Annotated in this window: 13 protein-coding genes; 5 read left to right on the top strand and 8 right to left on the bottom strand. The window is 63.4% G+C overall.

Features of this window, described 5'->3' with window-relative positions; all coding sequences use genetic code 11:
* Positions 1-223 precede the first annotated feature (223 nt).
* Positions 224-1,090, top strand: coding sequence for a DUF296 domain-containing protein (locus I5R65_RS00705; RefSeq protein ID WP_196871831.1), 867 nt, complete (start codon positions 224-226; stop codon positions 1,088-1,090).
* A gap of 54 nt (positions 1,091-1,144) precedes the next feature.
* Here I5R65_RS00705 and I5R65_RS00700 read toward each other — a convergent pair whose 3' ends face one another.
* From I5R65_RS00700 to I5R65_RS00670, 7 genes are all read right to left on the bottom strand, one after another.
* Positions 1,145-1,426, bottom strand: a complete 282-nt coding sequence (locus I5R65_RS00700; RefSeq protein WP_196871830.1) for a BrnA antitoxin family protein — start codon at positions 1,424-1,426, stop codon at positions 1,145-1,147.
* On the bottom strand, positions 1,413-1,679 hold the full coding sequence (locus tag I5R65_RS00695) for a BrnT family toxin (RefSeq protein ID WP_196871829.1): 267 nt from the start codon (positions 1,677-1,679) through the stop codon (positions 1,413-1,415). Before I5R65_RS00695 ends, I5R65_RS00700 begins: the two co-directional genes overlap by 14 nt.
* Positions 1,680-1,831: 152 nt before the next feature.
* Positions 1,832-2,200 (bottom strand): response regulator, encoded by a 369-nt coding sequence (locus I5R65_RS00690; protein WP_006462277.1) that lies wholly within the window; start codon positions 2,198-2,200, stop codon positions 1,832-1,834.
* 72 nt (positions 2,201-2,272) lie between these two features.
* On the bottom strand, positions 2,273-3,226 hold the full coding sequence (locus tag I5R65_RS00685; protein ID WP_196871828.1) for a chemotaxis protein CheX: 954 nt from the start codon (positions 3,224-3,226) through the stop codon (positions 2,273-2,275).
* Positions 3,227-3,260: 34 nt separating this feature from the next.
* Positions 3,261-3,893: a hypothetical protein gene (locus I5R65_RS00680; RefSeq protein ID WP_196871827.1), complete on the bottom strand. Its 633-nt coding sequence runs from the start codon at positions 3,891-3,893 to the stop codon at positions 3,261-3,263.
* Positions 3,890-4,615 carry a methyl-accepting chemotaxis protein gene (locus tag I5R65_RS24455; RefSeq protein ID WP_196871826.1) on the bottom strand — a complete coding sequence of 242 codons (726 nt, stop codon included), beginning with the start codon at positions 4,613-4,615 and terminating at the stop codon, positions 3,890-3,892. The genes I5R65_RS00680 and I5R65_RS24455 overlap by 4 nt, the downstream gene beginning before the upstream one ends.
* Positions 4,616-4,676: 61 nt before the next feature.
* Entirely contained in the window at positions 4,677-7,112 is a 2,436-nt protein-coding gene (locus tag I5R65_RS00670; RefSeq protein ID WP_196871825.1) for an ATP-binding protein, read from the bottom strand.
* 353 nt (positions 7,113-7,465) lie between these two features.
* On the opposite strand from I5R65_RS00670, the gene I5R65_RS00665 reads away from it, so the two are divergent.
* The 4 genes from I5R65_RS00665 to I5R65_RS00650 are packed head-to-tail and all read left to right on the top strand — an operon-like array spanning position 7,466 to position 11,675.
* Positions 7,466-8,251 carry an SDR family NAD(P)-dependent oxidoreductase gene (locus tag I5R65_RS00665; RefSeq protein ID WP_196871824.1) on the top strand — a complete coding sequence of 262 codons (786 nt, stop codon included), beginning with the start codon at positions 7,466-7,468 and terminating at the stop codon, positions 8,249-8,251.
* Between the two features lie 35 nt (positions 8,252-8,286).
* Positions 8,287-8,487, top strand: coding sequence for a hypothetical protein (locus I5R65_RS00660; protein WP_196871823.1), 201 nt, complete (start codon positions 8,287-8,289; stop codon positions 8,485-8,487).
* A 57-nt stretch (positions 8,488-8,544) separates the two neighbouring features.
* A complete protein-coding gene (locus tag I5R65_RS00655) occupies positions 8,545-10,884 on the top strand; it encodes a VTT domain-containing protein (protein ID WP_196871822.1) in 2,340 nt (779 codons plus the stop codon).
* Complete coding sequence (locus I5R65_RS00650) at positions 10,884-11,675, top strand: endonuclease/exonuclease/phosphatase family protein (protein ID WP_196871821.1); 792 nt, start codon at positions 10,884-10,886, stop codon at positions 11,673-11,675. Before I5R65_RS00655 ends, I5R65_RS00650 begins: the two co-directional genes overlap by 1 nt.
* 50 nt (positions 11,676-11,725) lie before the next feature.
* Here I5R65_RS00650 and I5R65_RS24205 read toward each other — a convergent pair whose 3' ends face one another.
* Positions 11,726-12,064 carry a hypothetical protein gene (locus tag I5R65_RS24205; RefSeq protein ID WP_231395019.1) on the bottom strand — a complete coding sequence of 113 codons (339 nt, stop codon included), beginning with the start codon at positions 12,062-12,064 and terminating at the stop codon, positions 11,726-11,728.
* Between the last annotated feature and the right edge of the window lie 21 nt (positions 12,065-12,085).

The raw sequence follows: 12,085 nt of genomic DNA, 5'->3' as shown, positions 1-12,085 counted from the left end.
GCGCTGCGACTTCTGGGCAGATAAAGCTAACTTCAGGAAGAAATTCTCGTCACTTCCACTGCAGAGCAATTGAACATCCCGCCCGGTGAAACACCTTCCGGTTAAAAACATTCACCAGCAATCCCACGCGGAACGCAGGATAATTCACCACACCAGCCGCCTACGAACCGGCGATCCGACGGCCCACCAAAGCCGCACCCTGACACCTTACCCAGGAGACCGCATGCCCACCCCGCAAGCCTTCGCCCGTACCGTCCGCCATCCCGGCCCGCCTGAACCCGAACGCATCGTCAGCCTGGAAGGCCAGGCCATGCAGCTTGATTTCACCCTGGAAGCAGGTCTGAGCCTGCGCGACGCGATCAGCATCCCGCTCTCCCGCGCCGGGCTCGATGGCGGTACCGTGCGCTTTTCCAATCTGAAGATCGCCGCGCTGCATTTCCTCATGCCCGCGCTGGCGGTGGACGACCAGCATGCCGCCTTCTACAGCGCGCCACATGCGATGGAAGAAGGCACCGTCATCGAATACGCCTGTGCCACCTATGGGCGCAAGGACGGCGAGCCCTTCGTGCATTGCCACGCCATCTGGCGCGGTCGCGACGGCCAGCGCCAGGGCGGCCACCTGATGATGGAAAAGACCATCGTCGGCCAAGCCGCACCGGCCCAGGCCTGGGGTTTGCACGACGCCACCATGGCCACGCGCTACGATCCGGAAACCAATTTCACCCTCTTCTACCCCACCCGCCTATCGGACCAGGCCGTCGTCGCCACCGGCAAGCGCGTGGTGCTGGCCCGCATCCGGCCCGACCAGGATCTGACCCTGGCCGTCGAGCAGGCCTGCGCCGCCCACGACATGCGCAACGCCATCGTGCGCGGTAGCGTGGGGAGCATCATCGGCGCCGAGTTCGAGGACGGCCGCGTGCTGGATGACCGTGCCACGGAAATCCTGATCCGTGCCGGGGAAGTCCGGGACGGCATCGGCCGCCTGGATATCGGCCTCGTCAATCCGCAAGGCCAGGTCTGCGAAGGGGTGCTGGCGCGGGGCTGCAATCCGGTGCTGATCTGCTTTGAGCTGGTGCTGGAAGAGCGGTGAAGCTACACGAGCAGTGAAGGCAGACGCAGTCGCGCCATCAATCACCGTCCATGGTTATTGGTGTTGTGTCAGCCATTCACGCAAGGCACCGTTCATGCGGCTTTGCCAACCGTCGCCGCCGCGCTTGAAGGCTTCGACGATATCGACATCGAAACGCATTGTGACCTGCACCTTGGAGCCGCTACCTGCCGGCCTGCCGCGTCCCCGTGCAGGCCGCAACGCAGCCAGTTGGGCGGGACTCAATGGCTGTGCATCGGGATCGGACAGCGCCGCAGCGGTAATCTGCGCGTCTTCCGTGGGGGTGGGCAGGATGGTTCCCTGTTTAAGCTTCGGCATATCGATCAATCTCCCTTTTGTTCGCTTTGCGCAGACTGATGATCCTTCTGGCAAACGCGCGTTGCACATAGACCACCACATGAAGTCGCAGACCGATGTAGGCGATCGCGATTTCCCGCTGTTCGCCGTAGTCAATTCTGTCATCAAGCGTGATCAAGGCGCTCTCCCATTCGATAGCCGCGGCTTCTGCGAGCGAAACGCCATGTTTGTGGTTGTTGATGGCGTCTTTATGGGGATCGAACAGGATTTCCATCAATTATTGTAGCTACATATAATCTTCTTCGACAAGCATTATTTGTAGCTATATTTAATCGGAACCGGGTCTAATAAAAACAATTCGGCCTGCATTGCAGGCCGAATTGTCAGTGGTGACTCGCAGGGGACTTCAGCGATGCAGGAACAAACTTATGCCCCCACCAGCTTCTTGAAGGTCGGCAGCACCGCCTCCCCCTTGAAGGGTTTGACGATCCAGCCCTTGATGCCGGCGGCCTTGCCACGCTCCTTCATGATGGGCGAGTTCTCGGTGGTGAGCATGATGATGTTCACGCTGGCATTGCCCAGTTCGCTGCGGATCTTCTCGGCCATGGTCAGGCCGTCCATGTTGGGCATGTTCACGTCGGACACCACCAGCTTGATGGCCGGGTCGCCCTTGAGCTTGTTCAGGCCGTCGCGGCCGTCCACGGCCAGCGCTACGTCCAGGCCGTTCTTCTTGAGGAAGTCGCCGACTTCGGCGCGCACGGTGCTCGAATCGTCCACTACCAGGATTTGTGCCATGTTGAATTCTCTTTCACTAGGGTTGTTTCAATGAGGGGATGAGGGGCGCAATCTTCGTCGTGGGCAGCCAGCTCAGAACAGTTCCAGCTCGCCCGATTCGAACAGTTCCTCCACCGAGGTCTGGTTCTCGCGAAAATCCTCGGGCGACCAGGACAGGTTGAAGATGAAGCGCTGCAGCAGCACCAGCGGCACGCCGTCGTCCCGGCGCAGCACGTACTTGAAGCACAGTTGCGCGTCGTCAGAGCCGAAGGAGATATAGCGATGCTGGTGGTTGATGATGATCGGCACCTGGCTCAACTGCTGGATGGGCTGACTCTGGTTGATGAAGCGGTTCTTGAACCAGCCCCAGATCAGGTTGGTCAGTTCGCCCAGGGCATTGTTGAGATGACGAAAATCATCAGCCGCTTCCGGTGCCAGCGCCTGCAGGGTCTTCTGCTCGGCCTGCAGCATCATGTAGCCACGGCACCAGTTGCTCTCCAGCGGGATCAGGGTGAACACTTCACCGAAGATGATGCGGTCACGTACCAGATAGGGCTGGTCGATCTCCACCTGCATGCCCGGGAACTGGCTCTCCAGCACCATGCGGCTGATTTCAGCGATACCGCGCACCAGGGCATTGGGGTAGCGCTGGCTGAAGATGGAGGCCGCCACGGCCGGCGCCAGGGCGTCGATGTCATCGATGCGGTAGACGGCGCTGAAGAGTTCACTGTCGCGTTCGGCCAGTGGCGCCTCGGCGCTTTCACGGCGGCGGCGCAGGAAGAGGGGCAACTCCGGACGCACCTCGCGGATGCGGCGGGCCAGGCCACGACCGCCCTCGCTCAGACCGGCCAGGCTCTCCGAGAGCATGATGCCGCCCAGGTCGACGTTGCTGCGCAAGACCGCCATGACGTGTTCTTCATGGGCCTTCAGGCCGACCAGCTGATGCCGTTCGCAAAAGGACTTGATGGTGTCGTAGCAGTCGGCGTCACGGTCCAGGACCAGGACCTTGCTGGTGATGGTGTTATCGAGGCTGGCGCGGGCTTGCATGATGGAATGAGTTCCCCGGATCGTTGATGGAGGTCTAGAACAGCTCGAGCTCGCCAGTGGTGTCTGCCTGCTCTTCAGCCGACACGGCAAAGTCCAGCCGGTCATAGGCCGATACGCACAGCGACACATGCAGCCGGGGCGACTCCGCCAGGTCGATGGCGAAGTGGCGCACATGGGCATGCCTGAGTTTTTGCAGGTAGTGCACGCACTGGGTGTCGATGACATTGGGCGTGGACATGCCCAGGTGTGGGAAGAAGCGCCCCAGTTCGCGATTGAAGATGCCACAGCACAGGTTGCCGCACTCTGCCAGCGCGTCCATGAAGGCTTGCTCACCCTCCGCGCCCCCTGCTCCTCCTGCGCCCACCTCAGCCGCGCTAGCACCGGTGAGCCGCGCAAAGTGCTCCTTGGTGGCGGCATCCAGCGTGAAATGGAACATCACCATCAGGCGGAACAGGTAGGAGGAAATGGTGAGCACCACCATCTTCTTTTCCGCCAGATCGTCCACCTCGACGGCGGTGATCACCGCGTCGGCGCCGGACGGGACCAGGCTGCCGCGCAGGGCTTGCTGCAACAGGGTGTCGAAGCCATCGCGTGCGCTGGCACTGATGCGCTCGTCGGCGAGGCTCTGGGCCACGGCCTGCAGCTCGTCCATGTCGTTGGCGCTCATGCCGCCTCGGCCAGGGTTTCCCTGGTCTTCTTGTTGATCAGGTCCAGGCCGATGACGGCACCCATGATCATCTTGCCGCCGGCCTGCAGGTCCTGGAAGGTGGTGGTGGTGATCAGGTCGTTCTGGTACAGGTTGGCGCGGTAGCTCTTGGAGAGTTTCTCGGCCCGTTGCGCCAGGTCGCGCACCTCCTGCGCCACCACGGCGAAGCCGCGCCCGTGCACGCCGGCACGGGCGGCCTCGATGGAGGCGTTCAGGGCCACGATGATGACCTGGTTCACGATCAGGGCGAACTCGTCGTTCATGCGATGCATGTCGCGGTTGTGGGTGATGAGTTCGTTCATGTCGTCGTGCCAGCGCTCGAAGGTCCGCACCAGGCCCAGCAGCTTGCCGATGGTGTCCTGGGAGGCGTCGCAGTTCTGCATCACGCGCGAGAGGCTGTCACTTTGCTGGCTATTGAGGCGGGCCAGCATGGCCTCGCTCTCGTGACGCATCTCGGTCATGTGGCGTTCGGCGGCCAGTTGCCCCTGCTCCAGCTGCTGTTGATGCGTGGCCCACTCCAGTTGTTGCTGCGCCAGCGTCGCCAGCGCCTGGTCGCGGGCCTGCTCCAGCTGGCCGGCATCGAACAGTTGCCCGGCGCGACGCTTCTGTCGCAGCCACAACCAGGTCATCGGCAGGCCGGCCAGGGCGGCGCCCAGCGCCATCAGGAGGATCGAATTGAACATGCTCATCCGTTTTAGCTTCCGCGTTTGCTTCTCTTGCTTGGGTGCCCGATGCCGTCTGTCTTCAGGCCACCTGGGGATTGCCGACCTCAGCTGGCAACGCCACCGACACTGCCGCCTCCTGGCCAGCCATCGGGTAAGGCACGTCGATGCCATCGACTTCCACCGCCACGCTCTCGGGCAGCATCACGATGATCTGGAAGGGTCGGAAGGCGGCGCCCTCGTTGGTATCGGCGAAGCGGATATCGATCTGCCCATGTTCACGGGTGACGAAGTCCAGCACCGCATCCATGCCTACGCCACGACCGGAGACATCAGTCACTTCGCTGCGGGTGGAGAAGCCCGGTTGCAGGATCAGGCGGGCGATCTCGGCGTCCGACAGGGCCTGGTCCACGCTGATGAGCTGCTTTTCGATGCCGATCTGACGCACCTTTTCCAGCGCCAGGCCACGGCCGTCGTCGGACAGGGCCAACTGGAACATGTCATCCATCACGCCCGTCTCCAGCTTGATGGTGCCGGTCTCGGGCTTGCCCTTGGCGGCCCGTTCCTGGCGCCCTTCCAGGCCATGATCCATGGCATTGCGGATCAGGTGCATGAACACGTTCTGCAGCAGCGGCGCGGCAAAACTATGGACCACGTAACCGTTGTCCTCGATGTCCACGACCGGGGCCGCCTTGTCCAGATCGGCCGCCAGCGCCGGCAGCGAATCGGTGATCGGGGCCAGCACGTCGGCGATGGTCTCGGTGCCCAGCAGACGCAGGGTGCGACGCACGTCGTTGCGCACGGCCACCAGTTCATGCAGATTGGCGGTATTGACGTTTTCCAGACGCTGCAGGCTTTCCTGGATGTGCTTGCGGTCGATGGTCAGCACCTGGCGTTCATACCCCGGCAGGACCTGTTCGCCACCCCTGGCGGGGCTGGTCCCGCGGCCCAGGGTCACGTCGTTGATGCGGGCGTAGCGGTCGATGCATTCACGCACCTGCGCCAGTTGCTGCAACAGTTCCTGCTGGCTCCACACGGCGCCGCTGGCTGCATGGCGCAGGTCGTCGTAGTGCTGTTCGGCGTGGTGTACCACGTTGGCCAGGTGCAGCAGACCATAGGTGCGACCATTGCCCTTGATGGTGTGCATGTTGCGGAACAGCTTGGCGATGGCGAAGGCGGTCGCCTCCGGGTTTTGGTGCACGATCTGCTCGTTCTCGTCCAGGAAGCGGCGCGCGCTACCGATGAACTCGGCGAACTTGGGCGCGGCCACGGCCAGGATTTCACCGATCATTTCCAGTTCGCGCTTCTGTTCGTTGGCTTCCGCCGCCAGTTGGCGCAGCTCGGTCACGTCACGTACGCACAGCATCAGGCGGATCACCGTATCGCTCTCGTCGGTGATGGGCGACCAGGACAGGTCCAGGATCTTCTTGCTGCCGTCGGCCATGGTCTTTTCGATCTCGCCCACCATCAGGTGTTCGTTGAACTCGAAGTTCATGACGTCTTCGCCGATGCAGGCGCCGCCGATGGCTTCGATCTGCGACAGCGTATCGGCGCCCAGGTTGGCGTTGGCAAAGACCAGTTCCATCACGTCGCGGCCGGCGATGTCGGTGGTCTCGAAGACGGTCTCGAGGAAGGCCGAGTACTCCGGGTGGACGCGGTTGCCATCGACGATGGTGAGGATGCCCTGCGGGATGTTCTGCAGCATGGCCTGCATGTCGGCGGTCTTCTGGCGCACCTGGGCCGAGGCTTCTTCGATCTTCTCCACCATGCCGTTGAAGGCGACGATGGAATGGCCCACCTCATCCATGCGCTGCACCGGCAGGCGGCGGGTGAAATCCTGGCTGGTGGCGATCTCGCCCATCATCGCCGCCATGCGGCTGATGGGGCCGGTGATCTGGCGATACAGCAGGAAACCGATGCCCCCCAGCAGCAGCACCGCCACCACCGTGACCACGCTGATGGTGGTGGTGGTCTGGGCCAGCTTGCCGTTGAGCGAGGCGATGGCATTGTCCTTGAAGCGGTTCTTCTCGATGCGCAGGGTGTTGACGATGCCTTCCAGTTCGCTCTGGTACTGCATCACGCCACCGAAGAACTGCGCCTGGGCGATCTCGTTCTTGCCGGCCAGCTTGAACTTGGCGGTGGTGTCGATGGCGCCGAAGTAGTTGTCCAGGCTTTCCCTGGCCTGCTCGATCAGACCGCGCTGGGCTACGCCTTCAGCCTGCTTGGCCTGGGCGGCCAGGGCCTGTTCGAGCACGGCCTTCTTTTCGACCAGCTTGTCGTTTTCCTGCGCCACCAGCTGGTTGTCACTCTCGGTGACCATCACCATGGCCGCCAGCTGTACGTCCTTCAACTGCCCCATCAGGTCAGCCGATGCCAGCACGCTGGGCATCACGCCTTCGGTGACGGAACGGACCTCGACGGCGCTGCTGCGCGACTGGTACATCGCGTAGCCACCGATGCCGGCAATGGCGACGAAGGTAAGTATCACCAGTAGCGTGATACGCATGCGGATGGTCATGGAATTCCCCTTGTGATGGCGGTGAACCGGTGTTGTCATTTGTTTCACATTCCTCCCTGGAAGATGAACGAATGAGCAGTCGGTCTGGATGCGGGGCGCATTGTTGCACTGAAGTATTACTGCTACGTGACAATAAATCCGCGACATGCGGCACATGAAAGGGCTCGCATTTGAGGCGGGACAAGGATATGGGACTGGCGTCATTTCCGCCGTTGCGGCGACAGCGTCTTCCTACATCAGCTTGGGGAGCTGTCCGATGTGCCGATGGCGCGCCAGGGCCTATCGTGGGGCATTGGCATTGCTTGGCCGCATCCACCATCGCGCTGCCCACTATTTTCGGTAAAGGAGTCTCCATGCATCCACTGAACCCCTCTCATCTGCAACGTTTCAAGGACAAGGTCGTCATCGTGACCGGTGCCGCCTCCGGCATCGGCGAAGCCACCGCCCGCCGGTTTTCCGAAGAAGGCGCACGGGTACTGCTGGCCGACCGCAATGCGGCGGCGCTGACCAAGGTATTCGACTCGCTGCCGTCGGAGCGCACGGCGGCGCGTGAAACCGACGTCTCCCGTCATGAAGACGTGCGCGAGATGGTGGACTTCGCCATCGAGCGCTTCGGCCGCCTGGACGTACTGGTCAGCGATGCCGGCATCTTTGCCGAAGGCAACGTCACCGAAGTCAGCCCGGAAGACTGGCACCGCGTCCAGGCCACCAATGTGAACGGCGTGTTCTATGGCGCCCGTGAAGCCATGCCGCACCTGCAGAAGACGCGCGGCTGCATCGTCAACGTGGCCTCGGTTTCGGGCCTGGGGGCGGACTGGAATCTGTCGGCCTACAACACCTCCAAGGGCGCCGTGGTGAACCTGACCCGCGCCATGGCCATGGACTTCGGCCGCAAGGGCGTGCGCGTCAATTCGGTCTGTCCCAGTTTCACGCACACCGGGATGACGGCCGATATGGAAGACGACCCGGTCCTGCAGGCGAAGTTTGCCGAGCGCATCCCCCTGGGTCGCGGCGCCGAAGCGCAGGAAATCGCCGCCGTGATCACCTTCCTGGCCAGTCCCGATGCGGCCTTCGTGACTGGCGTGAACATGCCCGTGGATGGCGGCCTGACCGCCTCCAACGGCCAGCCACCACAGTGAAATGAACAATCGCATTCGATGATGAGGAGACTCCCATGAGCCAAGCCATTCCCCTGCCCGAAGACACCACCCGCGCCAGCGAAGGCGCCATGGACAAGAGCAAGCCACACACCCTGCCCCAGCAGCCGCAGTCCCCGCATCGGCAGGCGGGCCAGCGCCAGGACAAGGAGCCTGCCGGCAAGCAGCCAGCCTCGACCGATAGCGAAGAGCATCCGCTCTCGGTCGGCCAGCCTTGAGCGGCAAGCCAGACCCATACCAATCACAAGAACAAGACCGCGCACCCGGAGGCCCCCATGCCGTCGCCCACCCTGCAGGACAATCCCACTCCCGGCCTGTTGCAGCCCGGCCGCAATTGCTGGCGGCTGGAGCACGCCGACCGTTTCAAGCTGCTCATTGATGCAGCCGACTATTTCAGCGCATTGCGGCGTGCGCTGGTCAAGGCGCGCCATAGCGTCTACATCCTGGGTTGGGATCTGGACAGCCGCACTGTGCTCGTTCCGCAGGGCAGTGAGGACGGCTTGCCGGAGCAGCTGGGTGACCTGCTGCATGCGCTGGTGGAGCGGCAACCTGCGCTGCACATCCGTGTGCTCAACTGGGACTACGCCATGCTCTATGCGCTGGAGCGCGAATGGATGATGGCGAGGAAGCCCGGCCGCCCCCGCAACAAGCGCCTGCATTTCCGCACCGACGCCCGCCACCCGGTGGGCGCTTCGCATCACCAGAAGATCGTGGTCATCGACGATCAGCTGGCCTTCGTCGGCGGCCTGGACCTGACGCGCTGCCGCTGGGATACCCCCGAACATGCACCCGACAATCCGCTGCGGCGCGATCCGGACGACAAGCCCTACGCCCCCTTCCACGATGTCCAGGCCATGGTCGATGGCGATGTAGCCCGTGCCCTGGGCGACCTGGCGCGTCGCCGCTGGACGCTGGCAGGCTATGCCGAACGCGCTGAAGGTCGCTCGCCCCGGTTAGAGTCATCGCAAGCATCTGCCAGCGAGCTCTGGCCCGATGGCTTCGAGCCGGATCTGCGCGACCTGCGCATCGGCATCTCCCGTACCGAACCGGCCTATGAAGACCGACCGGGCGTGTTCGAGGTGCGGGAGCTCTATCTGGATGCGATTGCTACCGCCCGTCAGCATCTGTTCTTCGAAAACCAGTATTTCACTTCCAACGTGCTGGCCGAGGCCATCGGCGCCCGCCTGCGCGAAAGGGATGGCCCGGAAGTGGCCGTCATTTCCCCGCAGACCCAGAGCGGCTGGCTGGAACAGGCCACCATGGGCGCCCTGCGCGCACGCATCCACCATCGGCTCAAGAACGCGCTGCAGGACCAGCACCCGCCCGCCGAAGCACGCTACCAGATGTATTGCCCGCACTTGCCGGGGCTGGAAGAAAGCTGCTGCCTGAACGTACACAGCAAGGTCTTCGCCATGGATGACCGCCTGTTCTCGGTCGGCTCGGCGAATATGAGCAACCGTTCGATGGGCTTCGATACCGAATGCAATCTCACGATCGAAGTCGAGGGCGATGCGCAGCGCCAGCGCGAGATTGCCGAGGCCATCGCGCTCATGCGCAATCGCCTGCTGGCCGAACACCTGGGCGTGAGCCCGGCCGCCGTGCAACAGGCCATGGACCAGCAGGCCGGCCTGCATGCGGCCATCGAACAATTGCGCCAGCCCGAGCAACGTGAACTGCGGCCGATGGACCCGCGCCTGATCCCTGAACTGGATGCGCTGACCCAGGACAATGCCGTCTTCGATCCCGAGCGTCCCATCAGCCCGGATGAAATCGTCGACGCCTATGTCCCGCGCAGTGCCCGCAAGCCGGTGCCGCGCCGCATGATCGGACTGGGCATTCTCGCGGTCGCACTGGTGGTGTTTGCCCTGGCCTGGCGCTTTACCCCGCTGCGTGACTGGATCAACCTGAGTTCGCTCATCGCCCTGGCACGCAGCGTCGACAAGATGCCCTTTACGCCGGCTATCGTCATTGCCGCCTTCGTGGTGGCGGGGATGCTGATGGTGCCGATCACGGTGCTGATCGCAGTGGCGGGGGTGGTCTTCGGGCCGGTCAATGGTGGCCTGTACGCCACGGCCGGGGTGGGCCTGAGCGCCCTGCTCGGCTTCGGCCTGGGTCACTGGCTGGGCCATGACGCCCTGCGCGACATGCTGGGCCCGCGCATCAACAATCTCAGCCGCCGCTTTGCCCAGCGCGGCATCGCGGCCATGGCGGTGGTGCGGCTGCTGCCGATTGCACCCTTCACGGTGGTCAATGTGGTAGCCGGGGCCTCCCATCTGGGCTTGCGCGATTACCTGCTCGGCACCTTGATCGGCATGGTGCCCGGTATCGTATTGACGGTAGTGTTCTCGCATAACCTGGCCGAAGCGATCCGCCATCCCAGCCTGCAGACGGTACTGGTGCTGGCGGGCGTGACTGCTGCCTTGATGCTGACCGCGTTCGGTCTGCAAAAGCTGCTCACGCCGCGCGACCAGAAAGCCCGCAAGAACGCTGACAAGCCGGGCCGCAGGCGTGGGCAACCGGCTGCTCCGGGCGCGGTCAACGGCCAGTCCTCGCGCCACGACGGCAGTCTGCCACGCGCGAGTGCCGAGCATCCGATCGAGGCGCGCCAGGCTTGATGGATAGCGGAACCCTGTCCCCACGCCAGGTTCAGCACGGGCCGGCGACGAGCGCCGACGCCGAACTGGTGCGCACGGCCGACGTGCCGCTGCGCGATCTCAACCCCTGGCCCCTGACAGTGGCCACCTACAACGTCCATGGTGCGGTCGGCACGGATGGCGTGTTTTCGCCGCAGCGCATCGCCCAGGTCCTGCGCGAAATCGATGCCGACGTGCTGGCCCTGCAGGAAGTGCCGCTGGGCGGCACGGAGCAGGTGGATGTGCTGGCGCTGCTGCGCGAGGAAACCGGTTTCTTCGCCGTCGAAGGAGCAACCATCGATACCCCGCAACGACGCTATGGCAATGCGGTGCTGAGCCGTTATCCCATCCTGGCCAAGCAGAGCCTGGACCTCTCCTTCGGCAGCCGGGAACCGCGCGGCGCGCTGGATGCCGATATCGATTGCCACGGCCACATGTTGCGGGTCGTCGCCACCCATCTGGGCCTGAAGCCGGCTGAACGGCGTGACCAGATCAAGCGCCTGCTCCAGGCTTTCGATACCGATCAGGCGCCGGTGATCCTGATGGGCGATGTCAACGAATGGTTCATGTGGGGACGCACGCTGCGCTGGCTGGTGTCGCATTTCGAGGCGGCACCGGCGCCACGGACCTTTCCCTCACGCTGGCCGCTGTTCGCGCTGGATCGTATCTGGATCAGCCCGCGCCAGCGCCTGCTGCAGGTGAACGTACATCGCACGCCGCTGGCACGGGTGGCCTCGGACCACCTGCCGCTGGTAGCGCATATCGATGGTTGAGAAGAGTGAACAGGGTGAAAAAGGTGAACAGGCAGCCAGAAGGGCTGCCTTCAGCACATGCGCCGCTTGCCGCTCCACAGCTTGACCGCCAGCGCGATCCAGATCAGCAGGAACAGCATATTGCCCGGCAACCAGATCATCTGCGTCCACACATAGTCACTGACCCACAGCGCCAGTACCTCACGGCAATCGCACACCCGATCGGCGTAGAACAGTTCGCTGCCGCTGCGCGCGGCTGCGAACTGCAGCCAGAGAAAGCCCAGCACCATCGGAATGGCTACCACGCCGGCCAGGCAACAGCGCCGCAGCTGGCGTTGTCGTCGGCAGTGTCCCTCGCGGTGCCACGAGCTGGCCGCGCCCGTGCATTGCTGCATCGCTTTGCCGTGCATATTTCCCCCTTGCACTTGCAT

The sequence above is a fragment of the Herbaspirillum sp. AP02 genome, assembly GCF_015767275.1.
Lineage (GTDB): Bacteria > Pseudomonadota > Gammaproteobacteria > Burkholderiales > Burkholderiaceae_D > Herbaspirillum.
Note: the sequence above shows the minus strand (reverse complement) of the source record. Positions and strands in the feature narration are given on the sequence as shown.